General features: G+C 61.1%; 23 protein-coding genes. 10 read left to right on the top strand and 13 right to left on the bottom strand.

Annotated features, from left to right (window positions below; genetic code table 11):
• Positions 1–97: 97 nt before the first annotated feature.
• Both P3T24_RS01145 and P3T24_RS01140 read right to left on the bottom strand, forming a co-directional pair.
• Positions 98–823, bottom strand: coding sequence for a peptidoglycan DD-metalloendopeptidase family protein (locus P3T24_RS01145; protein WP_074269094.1), 726 nt, complete (start codon positions 821–823; stop codon positions 98–100).
• A 70-nt stretch (positions 824–893) separates the two neighbouring features.
• Positions 894–1,205, bottom strand: coding sequence for a cupin domain-containing protein (locus P3T24_RS01140; RefSeq protein WP_429431669.1), 312 nt, complete (start codon positions 1,203–1,205; stop codon positions 894–896).
• Positions 1,206–1,471: 266 nt separating this feature from the next.
• Between P3T24_RS01140 and P3T24_RS01135 the strand changes: the two genes are divergently transcribed.
• Positions 1,472–1,792, top strand: a complete 321-nt coding sequence (locus tag P3T24_RS01135) for a hypothetical protein (protein ID WP_074269095.1) — start codon at positions 1,472–1,474, stop codon at positions 1,790–1,792.
• Between the two features lie 139 nt (positions 1,793–1,931).
• On the top strand, positions 1,932–2,669 hold the full coding sequence (locus P3T24_RS01130) for a DUF2968 domain-containing protein (protein ID WP_429431666.1): 738 nt from the start codon (positions 1,932–1,934) through the stop codon (positions 2,667–2,669).
• 98 nt (positions 2,670–2,767) lie between these two features.
• On the opposite strand, the gene gndA is transcribed toward P3T24_RS01130, so the two are convergent.
• The 7 genes from gndA to P3T24_RS01095 form a co-directional block, all read right to left on the bottom strand.
• Positions 2,768–4,177 carry an NADP-dependent phosphogluconate dehydrogenase gene (gene gndA / locus P3T24_RS01125; protein WP_074269097.1) on the bottom strand — a complete coding sequence of 470 codons (1,410 nt, stop codon included), beginning with the start codon at positions 4,175–4,177 and terminating at the stop codon, positions 2,768–2,770.
• A 118-nt stretch (positions 4,178–4,295) separates the two neighbouring features.
• On the bottom strand, positions 4,296–4,931 hold the full coding sequence (locus P3T24_RS01120; RefSeq protein ID WP_429285973.1) for a DUF938 domain-containing protein: 636 nt from the start codon (positions 4,929–4,931) through the stop codon (positions 4,296–4,298).
• Between the two features lie 13 nt (positions 4,932–4,944).
• Positions 4,945–5,550 carry a pyridoxamine 5'-phosphate oxidase family protein gene (locus P3T24_RS01115; RefSeq protein WP_429408206.1) on the bottom strand — a complete coding sequence of 202 codons (606 nt, stop codon included), beginning with the start codon at positions 5,548–5,550 and terminating at the stop codon, positions 4,945–4,947.
• Positions 5,551–5,821: 271 nt separating this feature from the next.
• Complete coding sequence (locus P3T24_RS01110) at positions 5,822–6,679, bottom strand: NAD-dependent protein deacetylase (RefSeq protein ID WP_429431664.1); 858 nt, start codon at positions 6,677–6,679, stop codon at positions 5,822–5,824.
• Complete coding sequence (locus tag P3T24_RS01105; protein ID WP_429431662.1) at positions 6,676–6,909, bottom strand: oxidoreductase-like domain-containing protein; 234 nt, start codon at positions 6,907–6,909, stop codon at positions 6,676–6,678. Before P3T24_RS01105 ends, P3T24_RS01110 begins: the two co-directional genes overlap by 4 nt.
• Positions 6,910–7,001: 92 nt before the next feature.
• Positions 7,002–7,760, bottom strand: a complete 759-nt coding sequence (locus P3T24_RS01100) for an SDR family oxidoreductase (RefSeq protein WP_429431659.1) — start codon at positions 7,758–7,760, stop codon at positions 7,002–7,004.
• Between the two features lie 118 nt (positions 7,761–7,878).
• Positions 7,879–9,852, bottom strand: coding sequence for an APC family permease (locus tag P3T24_RS01095; protein ID WP_074269102.1), 1,974 nt, complete (start codon positions 9,850–9,852; stop codon positions 7,879–7,881).
• 374 nt (positions 9,853–10,226) lie between these two features.
• Here P3T24_RS01095 and P3T24_RS01090 point away from each other — a divergent pair, with 374 nt between their 5' ends.
• From P3T24_RS01090 to P3T24_RS01075, 4 genes are read left to right on the top strand one after another with little or no spacing between them, the layout of a single operon-like run.
• Positions 10,227–12,578, top strand: coding sequence for a TonB-dependent receptor (locus P3T24_RS01090; RefSeq protein ID WP_429408209.1), 2,352 nt, complete (start codon positions 10,227–10,229; stop codon positions 12,576–12,578).
• 52 nt (positions 12,579–12,630) lie between these two features.
• Complete coding sequence (locus P3T24_RS01085; RefSeq protein ID WP_429431656.1) at positions 12,631–13,236, top strand: MotA/TolQ/ExbB proton channel family protein; 606 nt, start codon at positions 12,631–12,633, stop codon at positions 13,234–13,236.
• A complete protein-coding gene (locus P3T24_RS01080) occupies positions 13,233–13,631 on the top strand; it encodes an ExbD/TolR family protein (RefSeq protein ID WP_074269105.1) in 399 nt (132 codons plus the stop codon). The genes P3T24_RS01085 and P3T24_RS01080 overlap by 4 nt, the downstream gene beginning before the upstream one ends.
• 4 nt (positions 13,632–13,635) lie before the next feature.
• The gene (locus P3T24_RS01075; RefSeq protein ID WP_429431653.1) at positions 13,636–14,406 is read left to right on the top strand and encodes an energy transducer TonB; all 771 of its coding nucleotides are present in this window, start codon (positions 13,636–13,638) and stop codon (positions 14,404–14,406) included.
• Between the two features lie 34 nt (positions 14,407–14,440).
• On the opposite strand, the gene P3T24_RS01070 is transcribed toward P3T24_RS01075, so the two are convergent.
• The gene (locus P3T24_RS01070; protein ID WP_429431650.1) at positions 14,441–15,850 is read right to left on the bottom strand and encodes a DUF2252 domain-containing protein; all 1,410 of its coding nucleotides are present in this window, start codon (positions 15,848–15,850) and stop codon (positions 14,441–14,443) included.
• Positions 15,851–16,226: 376 nt separating this feature from the next.
• Positions 16,227–17,555 (bottom strand): M23 family metallopeptidase, encoded by a 1,329-nt coding sequence (locus tag P3T24_RS01065; RefSeq protein ID WP_429431647.1) that lies wholly within the window; start codon positions 17,553–17,555, stop codon positions 16,227–16,229.
• A gap of 624 nt (positions 17,556–18,179) precedes the next feature.
• On the opposite strand from P3T24_RS01065, the gene P3T24_RS01060 reads away from it, so the two are divergent.
• The 4 genes from P3T24_RS01060 to P3T24_RS01045 all read left to right on the top strand — a co-directional run bounded on the left by P3T24_RS01060 (position 18,180) and on the right by P3T24_RS01045 (position 22,064).
• A complete protein-coding gene (locus P3T24_RS01060) occupies positions 18,180–18,722 on the top strand; it encodes an outer membrane protein (RefSeq protein ID WP_429431644.1) in 543 nt (180 codons plus the stop codon).
• A gap of 338 nt (positions 18,723–19,060) precedes the next feature.
• Positions 19,061–19,639: a phosphatase PAP2 family protein gene (locus P3T24_RS01055; protein ID WP_429285976.1), complete on the top strand. Its 579-nt coding sequence runs from the start codon at positions 19,061–19,063 to the stop codon at positions 19,637–19,639.
• Positions 19,640–19,683: 44 nt separating this feature from the next.
• The gene (locus tag P3T24_RS01050) at positions 19,684–20,901 is read left to right on the top strand and encodes a hypothetical protein (RefSeq protein WP_429431642.1); all 1,218 of its coding nucleotides are present in this window, start codon (positions 19,684–19,686) and stop codon (positions 20,899–20,901) included.
• Positions 20,898–22,064, top strand: a complete 1,167-nt coding sequence (locus P3T24_RS01045) for a sialidase family protein (RefSeq protein ID WP_429431639.1) — start codon at positions 20,898–20,900, stop codon at positions 22,062–22,064. The genes P3T24_RS01050 and P3T24_RS01045 overlap by 4 nt, the downstream gene beginning before the upstream one ends.
• Before the next feature lie 61 nt (positions 22,065–22,125).
• Here the strand turns inward: P3T24_RS01045 and kdsA are convergent, their stop codons facing one another.
• Together kdsA and P3T24_RS01035 are read right to left on the bottom strand one after the other, a co-directional pair.
• Entirely contained in the window at positions 22,126–22,971 is an 846-nt protein-coding gene (gene kdsA, locus P3T24_RS01040) for a 3-deoxy-8-phosphooctulonate synthase (RefSeq protein WP_429431636.1), read from the bottom strand.
• 25 nt (positions 22,972–22,996) lie between these two features.
• Positions 22,997–24,172: a glycosyltransferase gene (locus tag P3T24_RS01035; protein ID WP_429431633.1), complete on the bottom strand. Its 1,176-nt coding sequence runs from the start codon at positions 24,170–24,172 to the stop codon at positions 22,997–22,999.
• Positions 24,173–24,312: the final 140 nt, after the last annotated feature.

The following is a 24,312-nucleotide window of genomic DNA, read 5'->3' as shown; positions in this document are numbered from 1 at the left end:
AGACAAATTGCAAACGGCGTTTAAGGCGCGATGGCAAGCGGACGAGCCACGCACGCTATGGTTGACGCCCGCTTCCTATGCCACTAACGACCGCGCACTAGCCGCCCGTCTTCGGCAACCAGTTCAGCGGATCGACTGGATGTCCGTCCTGACGCACCTCGAACTGGATCGAGCCGATGCCCCGGCTATCCGCCCCCACCTCACCGATGGTCTGCCCTTGCGTGACAGCATCGCCTTCCTTGACCAGCAACGTGCTGTTCTGGCCATACGCCGTAATCAGCGAGTCGCTGTGCTTGATGATGATCAACGGCCCATACGCTTCGATGCCGGTGCCCGCGTACACGACCCGTCCCGCGGCGGCCGCCTTGACCGGATCGCCGATCCTGCCGCCAATCACGATACCCTTGGTGCTACCCGGCATGAACGGTCTGAGCACGGGTCCACGCAGCGGCCACACCAGTTGCCCCTGCTGCGCCACTGCACCCGAGCCTGGCGCCGGGTTCCCCGGCACCGGCGGCGGCGGCGACACGCGCAGCACCTGACCCACCGTCACGCTGGCGTTGGGCTGAAGGCCGTTCCAGCGCGCCAGATCCTGTGGACGTTGTCCATAAGCGGCAGCAATGCCCGGCAGCGTGTCGCCAGGATTGACGCGATAGTAGCCGGCGGCCACCGCCCCGGTTGGCGCGCCGTTGGTCTGGTACCCCCCCGAAGTATTGTCGTAGGATGTTCCGCCCCACGGCATCGTCGTGCAACCACTGAGCGCGGCCGCGATGGAAACCGCAATCAGAACCTGTGTAGCTGCACGTTGCGACTTTTCTGTCATCTGATAATCCTCGGCACGTGAGTCAATCAATCTTCAAGCGTCGGCGTGACAAACATGAGGCCCGCCAACGTCAAACGCTACCCTCGGACTCGACCACGAGAATGCGCGCCTCGCCCACCGGATGCGCAACGTGTTCGGTCCCGACCGATGCGTAGAAGACATCGCCTGTCTCCAGCATCGCCGAGCGCTCCTCGCCCGCTTCGCGGTAACGCATCTCAACCCGGCCGTCCAGAACGGCGAAGACCTCCTCGCCGTCGTTGACGTGCCATTTGTACGGCTGATCCGTCCAGTGCAACCGCGTGGTGATGCCACGCATGTCGGCGATATCGAGTGCGCCCCATGGGCGCTCAGCCGTAAATGTCCTGCTGCGGATAATCTTCATGATGGATATGCCAACCGGATAGCCCACGCAGACCGTGTGCCACACGGCATGCTGCACTGCACATAAAACGGTCCTCAGGGGAGAATCCGCACGCACCATTATAGGGTGCGCAGCCTGCCGGCCACGCTGCAGAACGTTGTCCAGAGCGGGCGAGAATTCGTGTGAGCATTGAATCCCTCCCCGCCTCGCCTATACTGGGTCTTGCTGACGCAACGCACAGCAGGCGAACCGCTCGCCGCCATGTACAGTCCGTGAGGAGCTCGGGGATGAACAAAGCCACGTTTCTGGCCGTGCAGTTAAACGTCGAAGATGTTGCGACATCCCCGGGTCTGGTCGAGCTGCTCAATACTCACCTTGTGTTCGCAGCGGACGTCGCCGAAGCGGCGGATGCCTTGGTGCAACTGGCCAGCATCGCGCGTCTGTCGAGCGGCGTCGAGGCCAGCGTCGAGCTTCCTGCCGTCGCACTGGAGCGGCTGCGCGAAGCGCTCGACAACCTGAGCGGCTACGACGAGTCGTGGCTTCTCGCGCTCGAACCCAGCAGCGAGCTGTTCGGCGATCTCGCGCGCCGGCAGCGCACGCTGCACTGAGTCGCACTGCTGCGGGCTGGCGGCTTCTGGCCGCTGCGCCCCTCCGTTTTCGTTCACCGCACGCACCGCCTGGTAGCCCGGCATGCTGCACTGTCGGCGCCGCCTCGCGGTTTCGGGCGAGTCACTTTGAGGAACTGCCGTGAAAAGTCTCCTGAACCGACGCAGTGCACTGCTCGCCACTGGCCCATCCCACCTTGTGCAGGTGGCCCACGACAACACAGCCTCGTCAGACGACGAACCGGCGGCAAGCGTCAGCAGTTCGTCCAGCCCGTCCGCTTCGACACCTGCCGAGCCACCGCGGCCTGTCACGACCTTAAGGCCCGTTCCGGTCGTACCTTCCCAGACAAGCGGCCGGCCGGTACAAATGGCCGACAGCGCGGAGATCGAATGGCTAGCCGAGGAAGAAGCCTTAACGCCGTTCCGGGTGTTCCGAAGTTTCGACTACTCGGTGAGCCTGTTGTTCCATGCGCGCGAGCTGGCCTATTACGTGGCGCTGTATCAGAACGGCACCCTCTGGCGTGCGCTGAAAGCCGCGGACCTGGATGCCGCCGAGGCCGCTTTCCATCACTTCGAAGAACAGGCCACGCGTCTCTCGGAGGGCGAGACACGTCGTGCGCAACTGGCTGCGCAGAACGAACAGCTCGCACGGATGATCGCGGAATCTGAAGCCCAGGCTGAACGCCTGCGCTGCGATTTGCAGCGCAATAGCGTGCAGGAGCAGGCAGTGTCGGGGCGGATGCATCAGGTGCGCAAGGAGGTCGCGCAACTGGAGGCGCAGCGCGTCGCCGCGCAGGCGCAATTGAACAAGGCACACCGGCAGATTCATCAACTCAATCTGACCAGCAATGAAGGCGTGCCGCATCTGCCGGGTCGTTGATTGGCCAACAGCCCGGGCCGCCCCTTAACAGGGCGCCCGGGCTGTTGGGCGTAGCAGATGTCCTGGTCCGGCGGCGCCGGAGTCCTACATCGTAACGATCAGGACCAGTTGGCGTGGAAGCTGCCCGGCTTGTCGACGCGCTCAAAGGTATGCGCGCCGAAGAAGTCGCGTTGAGCCTGCACGAGGTTGGCCGGCAAACGCTCGGAGCGATAGGCATCGAAGTACGCCACCGCCGATGCAAACGTCGGCACTGGCACACCTGCCTTCACCGCAGCGATCACCACGTCACGCAACGCTCCCTGATAGTTCGAAGCGATGTCGTTGAAGTACGGGTCGAGCAGCAGGTTGGCGATCGCCTTGTCCTTCGAATACGCGTCCGTGATCTTCTGCAGGAAGCGGGCGCGGATGATACAGCCGGCGCGGAAGATCTTCGCGATCGTGCCGAAGTCCAGATCCCATTTGTACTCTTCCGAAGCCGCCCGCAATTGCGCGAAGCCCTGCGCGTACGAGATCACCTTGCTGAAGTAGAGCGCGCGGCGCACCGATTCGATGAAAGCGGCACGATCGCCGTCGAACGCCTTGGGTTCCGGTCCCTTGATGACCTTGCTCGCGGCGACACGCTCGGTCTTCAGCGACGACAGCACGCGCGCAAACACCGACTCGGTGATCAGCGGCAACGGCACGCCGAGATCGAGCGCGTTCTGGCTCGTCCACTTGCCGGTGCCCTTTTGCGCGGCGCGGTCGAGGATCACGTCCACCAGATCCTTGCCCGTCTCGTCGTCCTTCTTGTTGAAGATCTTCGAGGTGATTTCCATCAGGTAGCTGTCGAGCTCGCCCTTGTTCCACTCGGTGTAGACCTCGCCCAGTTCCTTGTTCGACAGTCCCACCACCTGCTTCAGCACCGAATAGCTTTCGGCGATCAGTTGCATGTCGCCGTATTCGATGCCGTTGTGCACCATTTTCACGAAGTGGCCCGCGCCGTCCGGGCCCATGTACGCCACGCACGGCTCGCCATCCGGCGCCTTGGCGGCGATTTCCGTGAGGATCGGTGCAACCAGGTCGTACGCGTCGCGCTGGCCACCCGGCATGATCGACGGACCTTTCAGCGCGCCTTCTTCACCGCCCGAGACGCCCGTGCCGATGAAATGCAGGCCGGCCTTGGCCAGTTCCTGATTGCGGCGGATCGTGTCGGTGAAATGCGTGTTGCCGCCATCGATCAGAATGTCGCCCTTGTCCAGCAGCGGTTTGAGCGAGGCGATCGTGTCGTCGGTGCCTGCGCCCGCCTTGACCATCATCAGAATGCGGCGCGGCTTTTCCAGCGACTCGACGAACTCTTCGAGCGTGTAAGTCGGCACCAGCTTGCGATCGGGATATTCTGCGATCAGTTCATCGGTTTTCTCACGGCTGCGGTTAAAGACGGACACCGCATGACCGCGGCTTTCGATGTTGAGTGCCAGATTGCGGCCCATGACCGCTAGCCCCACTACGCCGATTGCCTGTTTGCCCATTTGAATTCTCCAGATTCCGAATTGTCGAGACGCCGCGCCCAAAATGCCGCCGACGGGGCGTCGAGGATGAAAGCATAAAAGAAATGGCCGATTGCCGCTCGTTAGTGCGCTTCCCGGTTCAGATTCGAGTCGCGCCCTGGCGTTTCGTGAACACCAGACTGAAATTGTTGGCAGGCATCGCAATAGGCTCGCTACAGACGAACCCCTGCGCCTCGCCGAGCGCCACCACCGCCTCCATGTTGCGCACGCCGAACGCGGGATTGCGGTTGCGCAACTGCTGATCGAAAGCTTCGTTGCTGGGCGCGGTGTGCGCCCCGTGACGGCGGTACGGCCCGTATAGATACATTACACCGCCGCTGCCCAGCAAGCGGGCCGCCCCGTCGAATAACGCCTGGGTGGCAGTCCATGGCGAAATATGAATCATGTTGATGCAGATCAACGCTTGCGCCGAATCGATACCCCACGGGCCGTGCTCGACGTCCAATGCGAGCGGCGCCCGGATATTCGTCAGACCGGTATGAGCGGTCCACGCAGCAATCGACGCGCGCGAGCCGGCGTCGGGATCGCTCGGTTGCCAGACGAGGTCGGGAAGCGCCGCCGCGAAATGCGTTACGTGCTGGCCGCTGCCGCTGGCGATCTCAAGCACGAGGCCGCTCGCCGGCAACACCTGCCGCAGGACGGCGAGGATCGGATCGCGATTGCGTTCGGCGGCGGGGGCGTGCTGACGTGCGTCGGAAGTGGATGGGTTGCTCATTGGGTGCAGGATCTTAGTACAGGGTCGTACGCACTCTTTCGGCCAGTTCGAGATCGTAGGCGAGTGCGTCGAAAGTTTGGCCGTTGATACGCCGGTGAATCGCGCCGGCGCTCGGCAGACGCGAGCGCTCCACATGGCGCTCCGGATCCCACAGTCTGGAGCGAACGAGCGCCTTCGAACAATGGAAATACACGGCGTCGACGTCGACCAGCAGCACGGTGCGCGGAAGCTTCCCTTCGACTGCGAAGCTTTCGAGCAGCGCCGCGTCATCGGAAATACGCCCGCGGCCGTTGACCCGCAAGGTCTCGCCGACACCCGGCACGACGAACAGCAGCGCGAGGCGCGGCTCGACGATGATGTTACGCAGACTGTCGATGCGGTTGTTGCCGGGACGATCGGGAATCGCCAGCGTCCGTTCGTCGATGATGCGTACGAAACCGGCCGCGTCGCCGCGCGGCGAGCAGTCGAGCCCCTCCGGCCCGGCGGTGGCCAGCAAGACAAACGGCGCGAATTCGATAAATGCGCGGTAGTCCTCGTTGACGTAGGGAATCTCTTTGCGCACCGCGCGCTCGTGCGGCTGGCCGTAGATCGTCTCGAGTTGTTCGATGGTCGTCAGCATGGGCGTTCCTGTGTCGAACAGAGTGAGTGCTTTGGCTGTCGGGCAGAATTCTCGCTTTAGCGCGCTACTCTGGCCCATGCGAAGCTCTTCCTCTGGTTTCGTGCAAAGCGGGTTCGTCGCGGACGTTCGCACAGCGAGACACCTGCGGCGCGGCAAACGGCTTTCCATTATCGACGATCCGGGGGCGATTCGGGCATGCTTTGGGCCTGATCGAGGCGCAATCTGGGCCATATCCGGGCTCCATCCGGATAAAGGACCGCCGGTAGGCGCCTCAGTCGAGCGCGAGACGCGCAGCCAGCGCGGTCAGGGTCTCCGCGCACGGCGCTGCGACTTTCAGCGCCAGCAACGGATCGGCGCGCGTGCGGCCCAGATTGATCGCGGCAATCGGCTTGCCCATCTTTTGCGCCCAGACACAGAAGCGGTAACCCGAATAGACCATCAGCGAAGAACCCACCACCAGCATCGCGTCCGCCGCTTCGAGTGCGCGTGTGGCGTCGTCGACAATCGCGCGCGGCACGTTCTCGCCGAAGAACACCACCGAAGGCTTCAGTTGGCCCCCGCAATTCGGACATGCCGGAATGCGGAAGCCACCGAGGTCGTGCCATTCGAGGTGAGCGTCGCCGTCGGCGGCGGGTTCAGCGACCACATCGAGCAGCGCCGGGTTGTCGGCTTCGAGCGTCTGCTGGATCGTCGAGCGCGCATGCCGCGTGCCGCAATCGAGACACGTCACCGCGCCGATGCTGCCGTGCAGTTCGATCACGTCACTGCTGCCCGCACGCTGATGCAGCCCGTCGACGTTCTGCGTCACAAGCGTCGGCACGTGTCCGGCGGCTTCTAGCCTTGCAAGCGCGCGATGCGCGTCGTTCGGCCTGGCCTGCGCCACCACCGGCCAGCCGATCATGCTGCGGGCCCAGTAACGCTGCCGCGACGCCAGCGAGCCGAGAAATTCCTGCAAGGTGATCGGCGGCGAGCGCTTCCATTCGCCGTTTTCGTCGCGATAGCCGGGAATCCCGGAATCGGTGCTGATGCCCGCGCCCGACAGCACGAACAGACGCGGATGACGCTGCACGAAGTCATGCAGATCGTCGAGCGCGGGCGTTTCGATGAGGGCGGGCTGGAGATCGGTCATGAGCGGTTTTTCGGCTGACGGGGTTTGAGCGGCTGCCGAGCCTGCCATTCGGCAAGCGCCGCCTGATACCGGTCAAAGGCGTCGTCGTACAGATCGAAGACACAGGGGCTGCAGCCGCTATGACAGCAATCGTCGAGGTCGGGACGCACAGGCGGGACCGGGGGCGGATCGTCGAGCGGGTCGTTCTGCGGCCTGTCGCGCAGTTTGTCCTTCGGCGAAGCTTGAGGCACGGCTGAATCCGGGTGACATGGGATCAAACAGTATAAGTTGATCCGGCGCGTGGCGTGCTGCGGGCCGCGCGCCAGTCATGCTCCACGCTCCCTCACCCGCGCCCGACGAACGGCATCTTGCTCGCCATGATCGTCATGAACTGCACATTCGCCGACAACGGCAGGTTCGCCATATGCAATACGGCATCGGCAACCAGTTCGACATCCATCAACGGCTCGATCACGATCTCGCCGTTGGCCTGCGGCACGCCTGTCGCCATCCGCGCGGCCATCTCCGTGGCGGCATTGCCGATGTCGATCTGCCCACAGCAGATGTCGTACTTGCGGCCGTCGAGCGAAACGGATTTCGTCAGACCGGTGATGGCGTGCTTGGTCGACGTATAGGCGATGCTGTTCGGACGCGGAGCATGCGCCGAGATCGAACCGTTGTTGATAATGCGTCCGCCACGCGGGCTCTGCGCTTTCATCATGCCGAAAGCCGCGCGCGTACAAAAAAACACGCCGTTCAGATTGATGTCGACCACCGCGCGCCAGTCTTCGACGCTGAGCTCGTCAATCTCAACCGGTGGTCCACCGCGTCCCGCGTTGTTGAATAGCACGTCGAGGCGTCCATAGCGCTCGCGGATGGCGTCGAACAGCGCGGCGACACTCGCGGGGTCGCTCACGTCGCACGGGACAGTGAGCGCATCCTCGCCGCGTTGCCGCGCCTCGTCGGCTAGCGCATCGAGTGGCGCCTGCCGGCGTCCTGCCAGCACCACGCTGTAACCGTTCTGAAGAAGCCTGCGTGCCGTCGCGAGGCCAATGCCGCTGCCCGCGCCCGTGACCAGCGCGATCTTGTTTGTAGCCGTCACCACCCGTCTCCCTGGAAATAAGCTGTCCGCCAACGTACCACGTCTGCGCTTTCGGCGGCAGCGAGACGCACCTGTCCGCTTACGCTCATCCAACGCTCACCTGACGCTCACCTGACGCTCACCCGACATTCATCGGCAATAGCACCATCTGTCTGCCTTGCTGATGCAGGCGCGTCTGGATTTCGACGGGGGTCTGGTTATGCAGCCATGCGGTCAGGAAGTTGACCCGCTTGAAGATCAGCTTGCTGGCGAAGCACACGCTGTTCGGAAACTCGTCCATGGTGCTATCGGCCAGCTTCATGAATTCGATCACCGGATGCGTGCCGAAGGCGACGCGGTAATCGGCAGCGATGCCATGCTGACGACAAAAACCAACGTAGTACGCCAGCGATGCGGTGATGGTTTGCTGCAAGCGCTGCAGGTTTTCTTCGCCTTCGTAGCTCTTCGCGTCCACCTCGCCCACCGCGAGAAACACGATGTTTTTGAAGTGGCCAGGAAACAGGCGGTTGACCCACAGCAGCGCATGCATACTCGCGCCGCGATGCTTGCCGACCAGCAGGATAGCGGTAGGCAGCGAGGGATCGGGCTCGAGTGGCGCGGCGGCGTCGGAGAGCGCCGGCGGCGCGCCGGAGAACAACGCATCCTCCTTGGCGAGTTGCGCGCGCGTATCGCTGTAGTGGCGTCTGATGAGGAAGCACAGCGCCACCACGGCGCTTGTCACCAGCACGGTCAGCCAACCTCCTGCGGTGAATTTCTCGATCAGCGTGATCACCAGCACCGTGCTCGTCACAGCCAGTCCAAGCGCCGAGAGAGCGAAGTGCCGCACCCAACTCCGGCTTTCGCGACGATGCTTCCACCAGTAAGTGCACAGGCCCAGCAGCGACAAGCTGAAAGTCAGGAACACATTGATGCTGTACAGCACCACGAGGATGTCCACGTTGCCGTGCGTCCACATCAGGATCGCCAGACTCGCAACGCCCATTACGACAATGCCGTTCTGCCGCACGAGGCGCGTCGACAGATCGCGAAAGTGGCGCGGCACCCATGAATCCGCAGCCATGTTCGACAGCACCGCGGGACCATCGAGAAAGCCGGTTTGCGCGCCCACGAGCAACAGACCCGCTTCGAAAGCGAGCACGGCGGCCAGCAAGGCATGACGAGCGAACGCCGAGCCCAGGCCGAGGTGATCGATCACGCTGCCGAACACCACGGCGTTGAGCGTTTGCCCTTCCACTGGCGTTGCGTGCCACAGCATGTATAGCAGGATGATGCCGCCCGCCGTAAATGCCAACGAGGTGGCCATGTAGAACATCGTGACCTTGCCCGCCGGCACGCGCGGTTCGGCCAGCATGTTGACGTTGTTGGATACAGCTTCAAGACCGGTGTAGGTGCCGCCGCCCAACGAGAACGCACGCATCAGCAACGCCACGACTACCAGCGGTCCGAGCCCATGCGACATGCTATGCGCTTCGGCCACCGCGTCCGGCACGACCGCGGCCAGATGATTGCCGTGTACGGCGACGCCGTAGACGATCAACCCCAGGTGCAACACTACAAAGCCCATGAAGATCGGCAGCAGGACCATGATGGATTCCCGCATACCGCGAAAGTTGAGACCTGTCATTAGCACGATCAGGATCAGTTCGGTAGCGAGCTTGAACTCCTGTGCACTGACCGGCAGCAGACTGAAAAAAGCATCCACACCGCTTGCCAGCGAGGTCGCTACCGTCAGCACGTAATCGACCAGCAGCGCGGCGCCTGACACGAGTCCTGGGCGCGGTCCCAGCAGCGCCGTGGCGACCCTGTAGCCGCCTCCGCCGGTCGGGAACAGTTCGATGACCTGGTTATAGCCGAGCGCGATGATGAACACCGTCGCCGCAGTGGCGAAGGCCAGCAACAACGCAAGCTGGGTATGCTGGCCAAGTGCGAGAAACGCCTCTTCCGGCCCGTAACACGACGAAGACAAACCGTCGGCACCTAGCCCAACCCAGGCCAGGATCGGCGTAACGGCGATCGCATGACGGGTGCGGGGATCCAGGGGATCGAGCGGTTTGCCGAAGAGCAGTTGCCAGATCCTGTTGACTGCTGTCATGGCGTCTCCCGGCGAGAGTGTCGTCGACCTGCGTTGCATGGAAATGTAGAGCAGTTACGGGTTATCTGCCAGACGGCCTTACCCGTGATGCGACAACGCGTGAGCCGCTCTCGCTGATCGGGTCAAGTCTCGTCGTTGCACGAGATGGCCCTTCCTTTCAACCTGGCTTCGATTTGCTGTCGGATCGCGCAGCAGGTATTTCGATGTGTGCGTTCTTCCCCGCCACAGATTCGAATCCGCGATTGCACAAATAATTTGTTATGTTATAACATCACGAAATTCGCAGACCGGACCCACGCCTGAAACATGGCGCTTACCGCTAAGTACGGCCGGTCCGGCGCGACAAGAGGATCATCCACTCGCACAACAAGAACATGAAACATCACATACTCATCTCGCGTGCCGTGTTGCTGCTGTTTGCGCAGACGGTTTCGCTGCACGCGCTCGCCGCCTCCGCAGGCGCCCCATTGACCGGTACCGTCACCGATACGCAGGGACACGCGGTCGACAACGCCGCGGTGTCGATTCAGGATGCCGACGGCCACACGCTCGCGCAAACGCACACCGGCCACGACGGCCGTTTCGCGCTGTCCGACGTCCAGCCCGGCACCTACGCGGTCACCGTCAACGCGAAAGGCTTCGGGTCGAATACCAGTATCGCCACCGTCGACGGCAACACGCCTCCCGCGCTGAAAGTCGCGCTCGAAAAAGGCAGCGCGATCGACGTCAACGTTCAGGCGCAGCGCCTCAACGAGGCCCGCAACGGCCTGCAGCCGGATGTCGGCGCGAGCGTCTACCGCTTCACGCAGGCGGACATCCAGGCGCTGCCGCAAGGGGACAACACGCCTATCAACCAGGTGTTGCTGCAGGCGCCGGGCGTCGCCAACGATTCGTATGGCCAGCTCCACGTACGCGGCGATCACGCGGACCTGCAATACCGGATCAACGGCATCATCATCCCCGAACCGATCAGCGGCTTTGGGCAGTCGCTCGATACGCACATCGTCGATCAGGTCAACCTCATCACCGGTGCGCTGCCGGCGCAGTACGGCTACAAGACGGCCGGCATCGTCGACATTACGACGAAGTCGGGCGATCTCGGCAACGGCGGCTCGGTCGACGTCTATGGCGGCAGCCATCAGACACTGCAGAGCAGCGCCGACGTCTACGGATCGGAAGGTGCGCTCAGCTATTTCTTCACCGGCTCGCTCGGCGAAAACAACCTCGGCATCGAGGCGCCGACTGCGGACGGCAGTCCGATACACGATCACACGCGCCAGGGCAACGGTTTCGGCTACCTGTCGTACATCATCAATCCGCTCACTCGCGTGACGTTGATGGCGGGCACGGCCGCCAATCAGTTCCAGCTGCCGAACACGCCAGGCCTGCCGACCAATTTCGCGCTCGCCGGCCACGCAACCTTCAACTCCGCCGATCTGAACGAAACGCAGTCGGAGCTGAACAACTTCGGAGTACTAGCGTTGCAGGGCACCAATGGCGGCGCACTCGACTATCAGGTGTCGCTGTTCACGCGCTATACGCGGACCCAGTTCAATCCGGACCCCATCGGCGATCTGATGTTCAACGGGGTGGCCTCGACCGACTTCCGCAGCAACCAGGCCGAGGGCGTGCAGGCCGATACGACGTTCCGGCTCAACGACGCACACACGTTACGTGGCGGCGTGTGGGTCGAGCAGGAGCACGCCGTCTTCAGCGACAATGTTTCCGTGTTCCCCACCGACGCCAACGGCAATCAGAGCTCGGACGTCCCGTTCAACATCAACGACGCGGGTGCCAACACGGGCTATCTGTATAGCGCGTACCTGCAGGACGAATGGAAGCTCAATAGCAAGCTGACGTTGAACTACGGTCTGCGTTACGACGGCATGGACGAGTTTGTGCACGCCAGCCAGTTGAGTCCGCGTATCGGCCTCGTATTCGAGCCAACCAACGCCACCACGCTGCATGCCGGTTATTCGCGCTACTTCACACCACCTGATTTCGAACTGGTCTCTGCGACTACGGTCTCCCGTTTCGTCGGCACGACCAATCAGAGCGAGGTGTCCGCGGACAGCCCGGTGCAGCCCGAGCGCAGCGACTATTTCGACATCGGCGTGACGCAGCGCATCACGCCCGCGTTGACTATCGGCCTCGACGCTTACTACAAGATCGCAAGAAACCTGCTCGACGAAGGACAGTTTGGCACTGCGCTGATCAATACGCCGTTCAACTACCAGTACGGCCGCGTGTATGGGCTCGAATTCACCACCAACTACAAGCAGGGCAACGTCTCCGCGTATCTGAATCTCGCGTATAGCAAGGCCCAGGGCAAGGACGTCGATTCGGCGCAGTTCAACTTCTCCGCGGCCGAACTCGCGTATATCGCGAATAACTGGGTGTTCCTCGACCACGATCAGCGCGTGACCGTGTCGCTCGGTGGTGCCTATGAACTGGGGAGGACCACGTTCACTGCCGACGCGATCGTGGGCAGCGGCTTGCGCAGCGGCTTTGCGAACACCGACAAGCTGCCGTGGTACGGACAGCTCAATCTGGCCGTGATCCAGCATTTCAACGAACCGATCGTCGGCAAGTTCGATGTCCGCCTCGTGGTGATCAATGCAATCAACAGCGTGTATGAGCTGCGCGACGGCTCGGGCATCGGTGTCGAAGCTCCGCAATACGGTCCGCAGCGCGCGATTTACGCCGGCATCACCAAGCTGTTCTGAGAGCGGTGCCGATAGCGCTGACGCCAGTAAAGAAACACGAAGGAGCCTGACCATGAACGACTGGACCAATCTCGCCGACGCGGCACGCCTCGGTGGCTGGGTAATCTATCCGCTGACGGTGCTGGCGATCGTCGCGCTCGCCATCACGCTCGACCGGGCGTATGCGTTCTGGCGGTTCGCACGCATGCCGGGGTTAGCCGACCTTAGGCAGCTTCCCGGTAGCCTGCCAAAACAGCACGCGTTTAGCCGGATTGGCCAGTTGCTGCGCGACCCGCGGACCCCGTTATGGCGCATCGAAACGCGGGTCGAGGCTGCCGCCGCGCAGATCGAGCGTGATATGAGCCGCGGCTTGTGGCTGCTCGAGACCATCGTGACGGCGGCGCCGCTGCTAGGCCTGCTCGGCACGATCGTCGGCATGATGCATTCGTTCAAACTGATCGGCGGCGATGGCCTGGTGAATCCGTCGGGCGTCACCGGCGGCGTCGCGCAGGCGCTGATCGCCACCGCGATTGGCCTTGTGATCGCTCTCGTCGCGCTGTTTGCGTTTAACTTCTTTTCGCGCCGTATCGATCGTCTGATGGACGAACTCGAATCGTTCGCCAACGAGTCGCTCAGCGACCTGCGCCTCGCTAGCGAAAGCGCGGGCCTTCCGTCATGAAACTGCGGCGTTCACGCCGCTCGAAGCGCGGCCGCATCGAAATCATTCCGATGATCGATGTGATGTTCTTTCTGCTGGCAACCTTCATGCTGACCTCGCTGGCCATGCAGCGTCTGGACGCCGTGCGGATCAACCTGCCGCAAGGACGCGCGCAGCAGATGACCCAGGACAAGCCGCTGACGCTGTCGGTGAACGAGGCCAATCAGGTTTTTATCAATCAGCAGGCCGTGCGGCTCGATCAGGTCACGCCGACGATCGCGCGCCTGTTGCGTCCCGATGCCAACGTGGTGGTCGCCGCCGACGATCACGCGTCACACGGTGTCGTCGTGCAGGCCATGCTGGCCGCACGCCAGGCTGGAGCCGAGCACTTTCTCGTCGCCGTGCATCGTGAGTAGCGGCTTGCAACGGCTATTGGCGCTTGCTGATCGCGAGGGCGCGCGCTTTGCGGTGGCGTTTGTGCTGGCTGGGGTGCTGTGTCTGACGCTACTGGCGCGCTCCGTGGGCTGGCTGACCACCCATGAATCTTCACCGCACACGCATGTGCCGACGACGATCGACATGCGTCTTGTCGAACTTGCGCCACCTCCGGTGCCTGCGCCGCTCACGTCTGTGCAACGAGCCGCGCCTGCACAGGCGGCGCCCTCTCCGCCCGTCGCGAAGCGCACCCAGACCACCCCGGCGCCGATAACGCACGCGGTCCAGCCGCCGCGTAGTAGTCCGACACAACCAAGGCAACCACCGCAGCTGCACGAAGAGGCGCATTCCCCGATTGAGCCGGTAACGCCAGAGCAATCCGCAACGTCAACCACATCCGCGCAGGCAGCACCCGCAGCGGCCACGGCAAGCAACGCTGCCGTGCCGTCGAACAGCACAGCAGCCGCCACGCCCGCGCCGCCATCTGGCAGCACGCAAGCACGCCTGCTATCCCAACCGATGCCGGTACTGCCGGACGACCTGCGGGAGCAGGGTTATCAGGTCACGGCGCTCGCTCACTTCAAGGTACATGCCGATGGCACGTTCGAGGTCGAACTGGTGAAGCCTACGCAAAATCCGCGGCTCAATCAGATCCTGCTGGAAACCTTGCACCGCTGGCGCTTTTTCCCGGCAATGGAAAACGGCCACCCCGTCGAAAGCGATCAGGATGTGCGGGTGCACTTTTCGGTCAGTTGAGCGGTGTCGCGCCGCTCAACCGAACTGCCAGGGACTACATACGGAAATCCGCCGCCATGTCCTCGTCGCTACGCGCTTCAAGCTCGCCGTTGCGGCAGGCTTTCATGAAGACGTCGTAGTCTTTCTCGACCTGGTCTGCGTATGCGAGTGCGTAGTCGGTCAGCGCTTCTCCAAACTGATCGCCGCGGCCGATATAGGCGCTGATTTCAATGGCCTTGCCGCTCGCCTTCGCATGAGCGCGCGCCATTACCCAGCCGCACAACTTCGCGTACCCCAGCAGGAGGTCGTTATCGAACAGCTCGATATTCGCCGAGAGCTTCATATCGCGCAGTTGCCGGAAATAGAAATGCCGGCTCGACGGGCCGGTAGCCCAGCCGAGGAAGATGTCGCTCGCTGCCTGCAGCACCCGCTGCCCACGCACGACGCGCTCGCCATCGTGCTGCAAGGTTTGTCCCTTGAAGTATTGGGCGACCACCGACTGGCGCGCTTCCTTGATCTGGAGGAAGAGCGGCTTGCCCATATGATCGGTGCTCAGCAGAACCAGACAGCGCGTGCCCACGCTGCCGACGCCCACCACCTTGAAAACCAGATCCTGCGCCGTAAAGTGGCTCAGCAGTTCGCGCCGGTCATGCGTCAGCGTCTTCAGGTACTCGCCGTACATAGGCCCGATGAGCTTGCGCCAGTCGCCCAGAGTGAACCAGTCGTCTTCAGCCTCGAACATCGTATTGGCGCCGTGCACATGAAATAGCCCGGGCGGCGCGTCACGGATGACCAGATGGTCGCCCACGTGCTCGCACATCTTTTCTAGCATGCTCTCCTGAGTGCGTCCAGCCGCCTTCTCCATGCCGCGCCTGACGGTGCGGCGGCGCTCCGGCGTCAGCGCGGTTTCGGCCATGTGTTCGAACGTAATGCGCTCGTACCACAGTTCGAGCGCCCCGCATTGCGCATACTGCATCATGCGATCGCGGTATTCGCTGACCGCCGTCATCACCAGCTCGGCGGAGAAGCCGCGGCTCAGGCGCATATGCCGCGCGGCCACCACGAGACTGGCAGTCAGGCGTTTGAGATCCCATTCGAACGGGCCGAGCGCCACCTCATCGAAGTCGTTCAGATCGAAGACGAGCTGCCGTTCCGGTGTCGCGAAACCGCCGAAGTTCATCAGATGGCCATCGCCGCAGATCGGCATCACGATGCCCGTGTCGGAAGTCCGGCTCAGGTCGTGAGCCTGGATGATCGCACTGCCGCGAAAGAACGTGAAAGGCGAAACGGCCATGCGACCGTAGCGCAATGGCACCAGCTTCTGCACCCGTCCTTCGCTGCTTTGCTTGAGAAGATCGACCGGGTTGCGGTGGACATCGCCAGTCGCGCGATGACTCGAGCGCTTCGAATGTTCGCGCGCTGCCCGGCCGCTGGCCTCCCGTTCCGCGATGGTGCTGGCTTTCATGCTCCGCTCCGGTTATGGTGACTCGCCGCAACCGGCGTGGCTCTCAGTCCACACAGGCTGCCGTGCCGACGCGCCTTAACTGCGAACGCGCCGGATTGCACTATTCATTGTGTTCTTCGAAGATCGCCCCACTGCCACGCCGGCAAGCGCCATTGCGTTGCCGTATTAAATCCTGTGGGCAACGCGGGCGCAAGTGCATTCGCGCCGGATAGCAGAAGGGGCTGCTGCTTTGCCGCGAGAAAACAGCGGATCGGCAAAGCCGGTGCTGTCATGGTTGTGTCATCGGACCGTGTCGTTAAACGAAACAGTTGCGGCCGCCCCGGAAACCTCCAAGGCCGTCAACACAGCGATGCTCAGTTCAGGTGGCTGGGGAAACTCATCGCACAGGAAACGGCGTATTCGCGGCGGTGCGCACATCGCCCGGCATTGCGGGAAGCCCGGCAAGTGCGACACTCGCCAATTGATCGAACGCGGCACGCTGGCGACCCGCCAGCGGCACCGCGCTCGAACGGCTCGTCAGCTTGAGCGGATCGGTAGGCTGGTTGTTCAGGCGAACCTCAAAGTGCAGATGCGGACCAGTCGCGACTCCCGTCTCTCCGACTGCGCCCAACGACTGTCCCTGGGTGACCTGCATGCCTGCCCTCAGTCCCTTGGCAAACGCCGATAGATGCGCGTAGTACGAGGTATAGCCCTGCGTGTGACGCAGCACGACATGATTGCCATAACCGCTGTCGTAACCAACGAACTGCACCGTGCCTGCGGAGGCAGCAACGACCGGCGTACCGGGCGCCGCTGTGAGGTCCACGCCCGTATGCAGCAGACGCTGCCCGGTCACCGGATGAATGCGGTAACCGAATGGCGAACTCACGCGCACGAAGTTCAATGGCATGGCGAACGGTTCGGCGGTCAGACGCTGGCCGTCGAACGAATAGTAGTCGCCAGCTACCCTTCCTGGCGCAACAAACCAGACCGCGCGATGAGTCTGACCCGCGAGTCGCAACTCGACCGCCGTGATGCGTACGCCGGCCGCGCTGGCCGGCTTGCCGTCGACCCGTTCATAGGCGATACGGTAGTAGTCGCCCGCTTGAGCCGGTTGAGTGGCGTCCAGACGTCCCGCAAAGATACGGCTGAGTTGCACGACCAGATCCGCCGGAAGGCCCACCGGCGTCCACGCAGCGTGCAAGCCACCTTTGATCTCCCCCGCGTAGGTGTTCGTTTGCGCAGGCGGCATCTCCAACGGGGCGACGCCTGAGAGGGTGGTGGGATGAGCAACATCGGCGGCACGCGACCCGGAGGTGTCGGCGAGGCTGCCCGTCTTGCCAGTACCGACGGCTACCCGCCCGGTCCATTCGTGGGCACCCGCAGAGGGAGCCAGCGGGACGCACACGGAAGGGCTGAGCCGGCACATCTTCATCAGCACCGGCTCGTCGAGCGACAGGACAAGCGTTGGGCGCGAATGCAGATCGTCGCGAAGGAACGACAGGTTATGCAAGCCATCGAATGCCATTTGCATCACGGATGTGACTGGCCCATCGGAGGCCGGCAGACGGTTTGTGCCGTCCGGCGCCGGGGATTGCGTGCCCGGCAGCGGTCGTTGCACTGCAGACTGGTTTGGGCCCGGCACTGACGCCTGACCGGGTAGCTTTGAAACCGCACGCGACTCGACAGGCGCGCCCAGCGCAGCAGCCAACGCGCTGCTCAGCATGAACACTCTGGCTGCGGACCCCATTGGAGAAGTGCGTTTGAGATCGGGCGACGGGTCCGTATTGGTGGAATGAACCGGCTCGCGGACAAGGATGTTACGTAGATACAGCCACATGATGGAGAACTCTCGCAGTCGAAAAGAAGGCTGCGGGGCATGGGCGACGGTGTGACGACACTTGGTAGCCGCGCGGAAAAGATGGCAGATCCCGTGTAGGGCATCTCTGACATCGGACTACACAGCCCGGCAACAGGAATCGAAAGTCTACTGACAGAGGAAGATCAGAAAAATAGGAATAGTCTCGACTTGTCCTATCTGTTCGGCGTCCGCGCCCCGATACGCCGAGCGATTGCATCGATCGTAGACACCCACCGTTCATCCACGCGCCTCGACAAATATCACGTCAAGCGATTCGTCCCGGCGCTTTAATGCAGATCAATATTTACACTTGATTAACACAAATTCCATTTCGGATTACTCTTATTTGACGCTCGGGATCATGCAATTAGCCTCTCACACGCCCGTGAATTCCACAGGCAAACCGTGAATCCTGATTTTGAAAAAATATTACATTTATAAAATGAAACGGGATTCACGTAAATTGACATTTACATTTCCGTTTCACTAATGAAGACAAAGAAGATTTTTTACACCGTTTGCACCACCACGCTCGCGATTATTCTGACCGGCCTCACGCAGGCTCATGCCGGTACCGCCCCCGAGGCAGTCCAACCCCAAGGCAGCGAATTCTCCGGAGGGTACGTCGGCTTCAAACTTGGCGAGAACCGCTCCAATGCCTCGGGCGTCGCACCCAGAGCCAGGCACGACACAACGTTTCCCGGGCTAGTCGCAGGCTACGCGTTCGATGCCGGCCCCCTGGTGCTCGGCGCCGAAGCGTTCACCGATTTCCACCATGGCTCGGCCACCGGAAAGGATGGCGGTCTCGACGCCAAAGTGGGTGTTCCCGTCGGCAAACTGATGCCGTATGCGCGGCTCGGCTTTACGGGCTCATGGCCGGACACGCGACTGCATGGTGGATTGGGAGTGGAATATAAGCTATCCAGTCAATTCGGACTTGCCGGCGAATGGACCGCCGACACTTCCCGTTCGAGCGGCACGAAACGCAGAAATGACAGTTTTACTGTTGGATTGAATTATCATTTTCAATAATCCGAATATAGGATCGCAAGGTCAATTTGCTAAAATTATGGATTCGATTTCAGGGAAAGAAGAAATCTCTCCGTAAAACGCTTGTCTCAAAACGCGCAAAAACAGCGCTCTTGTAGAGATGGGCGAGCAAGCATTAAAGCTCAGGTGAGAAGTAGACGACCATTCAAAGCAGCGGTTGCCGGGCAGGCAGCCTCTGCTTTCCGCAGGAGGATCACGGCATTTCAGACACGTCCCATTCCAACCAAATTGTTTCTGCCGCAAAATCTCGCTCTTTCCCGTACAGCGTCGTTACCGGTCACACGCAGGCCAATACGCCTTCTCAAATTCGAGGAACTGAAATGTGGTCTGCCATTAGCGATCTCGGCGACGCAGCCATGACGCTACCCCTTGCTGTTGCCTGCTGCGCATGGCTAGCCATGTCCTTGTCTGGCTGGCGCGCCGCGCTCGCGTGGCTGGCGCCGCTTTGCGCCGGCATGTTGATGGTCGGATTGACCAAGATTCTCTATGCCGGATGCGGCGTGCAAATCCCCGCGATTGGTTTTCGCGTCATAAGCGGCCACACCATGCTTGCCTCGGCAGTCTGGCCAATGGCGTTCCTGCTTGCCTCGCGCAGCGGAACGAGCACGGGCACGCGCGCCGCATTGATGTTGGGATTCCTGCTGGCTGCATTGATCGGCACGGCCCGCGTTTTCGATCAGGCACACACGACTTCGGAAGTTATCGCGGGTTGGGCTCTGGGCGCGGTGGTGACCGTGATCTTTGTACGCTGGAAGGACACACCCGTACTCCCCTCGCGCCTGCGGCCATTCGCGATCGGCTCGATGCTGTTAGTGTCGGCGGCTGCGTATGGACACCATGCACCGATTCAAACGGCCATCGAGTCTTATTCGCCAGTTCTTTGTGAACGGCTGTTTTAGGTAACGCCCCGCCATCAGGACGGGCAACGAAGCAGGGTATCTCTATGCGGCGCGCTAGCGTGTCTACATTTCTATTTGCCGCGAGCATCGCTTTCTTTTCGCTTAGCGCGTTCAGTGTTCGAGCAGCAGCATGTGCATACGTCTTGATAGGCGCTTTGGCGTTTCTGAAGATGCCAACCTTGCTGGCGCGGCAGATCGGCCTGGCGCCGGTTCTCGCATACTGGGCGACCATTCTTTGCCTGTCGTTTATCCAGTCTGCGTTTGGCGACTTCTATCTGAACTATTTCATCAAGTTCATTTTTATCCAGACCTATATCGCATTGATGTTCTGGATGTTCCGCAGCAAGATCCTCACACTTGGGTCGCTGACGCGCGCATGCGAAATCCTGATCTACGTTCATGCTGCATTTTTTATTTTCCAGCTTACGTACTATCTGCTCACCGGCCATTTCATTGACTTCGACAGTTACGTTCGTGAAGGCAGTGCCGAAGCGCTCTATGAAACCAAGACGCTAAGTGACAGCCTGATACCCATCCGCGCGCTGGGATTGTTCTCGGAGCCATCGTTTTATGCCATGACGGTTGTCCCGGCAGGTATCGTCCTGTTGCTGGCGAAACGCCAGTTGACCTTCGCCACATGCCTCGCCTTTTTTACTGCATTGCTGAGCTTCTCGGTTGCCGCGATCATCGTATGCGCGATGCTTTGTATCGTGCATTTATTCCTCGGGCGTGTCTCGGTTCGATTAAAAATTGCGACGATTCTAGTCGCCGTTTTATGTACCCCTCCGCTCTACACGGTCTACGACAGGCGTGTCAATCAATCGGAAGATTACAACGCAGTCGCCAGCCGAACGCTCGTCTTCAACGAACTGGCCGTGCGCGATTCCGTTTCGGGCATGTTCGGCAACGGTCTGTTCTGGGACGAACGCAACAACGTCGGGAAAACCCATTTGCGCGGTTACGAAGTTCGCGATAGCTCCTTCTATGTGTACATGATCTTCAGTGCGGGAGCAGTGGGCGCCACTGTGTTCTTTGGCTCGCTTTTAGCCCTGTTCAATGGCCACGGACGAAGACGATACCTGCTCTATTTACTCCCGATCCTGCTATTCAAATACCACTTCCTCCACGGAATGCTGTGGCTCACACTTTTGCTGTTCCTCGTTGTGTCACGCGAAATTCCGATGGGAAGGCATCCTGGGAGACGCAAACGCTTCTACCTCGGTTCGCTCGGTTCGTTGGCACAGATTCGGTGTCGGCAATGACACGGTGGATCCTGGTTCTCCTTCTGGGCGCATTGACCGTCGACGTCTCGGTCGCTCAGGTCGCGCCCGAATCGCCGCCTGGCCGGATCATTGCCCACAGCGCCGCCTCGACACAGATCTTTCTTGGATCGCCCTCTCTCGCGGTACTCCCGGACGGCACCTACATCGTGTCTCACGACACGTTCGGCGCCGGTTCAAAAGAAGATCAAGTTTCGCTCTTTGCTTCCCGTGACAAAGGTGTCACCTGGAAGAGCCTGGGACAAGTATCGGGGCAGTACTGGTCTTCGATATTCGTTGCACGTGGCGCGCTCTATCTGTTTGGCACCGACCGTTCCATGGGCACACCCGTGATTCGACGCTCGGACAATGGAGGGGCGACATGGACGACGCCACTCGACGCATCGACGGGTCGCTTCCCCATGCCGGGCCGTTACGTTACGGCGCCAGTACCGGTGCTGGTTGATCATGGGCGCATCTGGAGAAGTTTCGAAATCGCCGAAGGTGGCGACCTGCGGGAAGTCGTCCTGTCAGCCCCCGTCGACGCCGATCTGCTCGATACGACCGCCTGGAGCAGTACGACGCATCTCCGATCGGACAAGAGGTGGCTGAATGGTGACTTCCTTTCGTGGGAAGAGGGCAATATGGTGTCGACGGGGCAAGCTCTACCGTCCGTCGTGATGCGCGTAAACAGCAGGCGGGGGCAAGAAAAAGCCGCGCTGGTTTCTCTGAACGCTGGAGCAGACGCGCTCTCCTTCGATCCAGCCCGTGATTTTGTCGACATGCCCGGCGGCGGCAAGAAATTCACGATCCGGTTCGATGCGCGAACAAAGCTCTATTGGTCGCTCACCAACGCCGTGCTGCAAAACAACGGACACGAAAACCTCGAACGGGTCCGCAACACGCTGGCGTTGATATCGTCACCCGACCTGCGCCACTGGACTATCCGGCGCGTGCTGATGGAACACCCGGATCGCCAAAAGCACGGCTTCCAGTACGTCGACTGGCAAATCGAAGGAAACGACATGATTGCCGTAATCCGTATGGCGTTTGACGACGCTCAAGGCGGCGCACAGAGCCAGCACAACTCGAATTACATTAGCTTTATGAGATTTCCGGATTTCAGACAAACGCTTATGCAACGCCCGGCACCAGCCCCCGGCTGAAAGCAAGGCACCCGAAATAAGTGCCCAGCCTTCGCGCTTGCCAATGACTACTCGCGTCCGCTCAGCGGATGTCCAACACGGGCATGCCCTTCACCAGATCGTCAATCGCCTTGATTTGCGTGAGGAACGCCTCAAGCAAATGGAGCGGCAGCGCGCTAGGCCCATCGCAACGCGCGTTGTCCGGATCAGGATGCGCCTCCAGGAACAGGCCACCCAGACCCACTGCCATACCGGCTCTCGCCAGATCCAGCACCTGACGCCGACGGCCTCCCGATGCCTCGCCTAGCGGATCGCGATTCTGCAGGCTGTGAGTTACGTCGAAGATCACAGGACATCCACCGGTCGCTTCCGCCATCTGGCGAAAACCCAGCATGTCCACCACGAGATTGTCGTAGCCAAACGAACTGCCACGCTCGCAAAGAATCACTTGGTCGTTACCCACCTCGCGGCACTTCGTCACCACATGTTTCAGCTGCGTGGGGCTCATGAACTGCGGTTTTTTGACGTTGATCGGCTTACCGGTCTTTGCGATCGCCACGACGAGATCCGTTTGGCGCGCCAGAAATGCCGGAACCTGTAAAACATCCGCAACCTGGCCGACCGCTGCCGCCTGCTCGACCTCATGAACGTCGGTGATCACAGGGACGCCGAAGCGCTCCTTCACGGCGCTGAGAATGGTGAGTCCCTCATCGAGGCCCACGCCGCGATAAGAATGGATCGACGACCGGTTCGCCTTGTCGAAAGACGCTTTGAAGACAAACGGGACGTTCAGTTTCCGCGTGGTCTCTACAAACTGGCCGCAGACGTCAAGGGTAAGATCGAGGTTCTCGAGAACGTTGAGTCCGCCGAACAGCACGAACGGCAGATTGTTCCCAATGTCGATGCCTGAACCAATATGTACTTTCACTTTCTTCTCCAGATTGTTGGGTAAGTTACGGCAATGCCGATTCGAGCCACGCACGCAAACGCGTGGGACCGCCCCTCCGCAAACGCCCTTCTCGACCCGCAATATAAACCGGTATCAGTTCCTTGAAGAACCTGTCCTCGCAAAATCGTGCCTGCGCCTCCGCATGAGCGCGTGCCGCGATAGCCTCCCGAAGCATCTCATCTTCGGCAAGCCTGGCAAGTAGTTCGACCGCCTCGTCCGCGGTTCTGAAAATCGCCCCGGTATCCAGGTGGCGCACGACGTCTACATTTCCCGCACAAGCAAAGACAACGGCCGGCCGCCTCAGTAGCATGGCTTCGATAACCGACACCGGCATGCCTTCCCACGACGCCGTAGACAGATACAGGCTGGCTCGCTGGAGACAATCCATGACTTCAGCTCGACCCAGCCAGCCACTCACCTCGACGCCTGCGGCCAGCAGCTCATCCTTGAGCGCCTGATCGCCATCGCCGATCCAGAGGAACCGCATGCCACGCCCCTTAAACCGGCGGGCGATCTCGGCGAACAGGCGCGGATTCTTTTGCGCCCGAATCCCACCAACAGTAACGATACACCCACGAGCCATCGTGTCGTACCTCGTTTTATCGGGACTCGCAGCCGGCACGCTAGCAACCGCGTTTTCGATCACCACGACCGGCCGTCTCAGATAGGCTCGTATTGCAAGGCGCTCGCTCTCGGAGCAGGCGATGTACAGGCACCTCCTGAGACAGGCAATCAATTCGAGGCCCGCGAACGACAGTCTCCTGAGCATGGAAACATCTCTGCGCATAAAGGAAATGCAGTGTGGGCTATAAAAGAATGCGGTTTTTCGGAATGAAAACATCGCCGCGATCCGACCCAGGAAGCCCGCGAAGGATGAGTGCAAATGCACGATGTCGGGTTCAACCTCTTTCAATGCGGCGCGCACATCCGCGAGAACCGACAGCACACGCGCGTTTTTCATCTGGATATGCCGCAACACGACGTCCTTGTGGAACAACGCCCTGAGATCGGCCGGCGTATCTTTCCGAACCGAATAGATCACATGCACGTGGTGGCCCTCTTGCGCGAGCCGGTTTGCGATCATGCAAACCATCGACAACGTTCCGGTTGCGCTCGACTCCAGTAGCTGAACAATCTTTAGGGCTTTGCCTTGCGTGGGCTGAGACAACATTTCGAACATATTTCCAGTTTTAGACGGGCAGTCGTCAATGCCCCGTCGGCGCAAAGGCGTTGCACCGCCGCAGCCCCTAATTACCGAGGACGCGTCAGTTATTGATGAATTAATGGATTAACCGAAGTTGCCGCGTTCAATGCGCGGCA

The sequence above is a fragment of the Paraburkholderia sp. GAS33 genome, from assembly GCF_050436645.1.
GTDB classification, from domain to species: Bacteria; Pseudomonadota; Gammaproteobacteria; order Burkholderiales; family Burkholderiaceae; genus Paraburkholderia; species Paraburkholderia phenazinium_B.
This window is presented reverse-complemented; position numbering and strand designations above follow the sequence as displayed.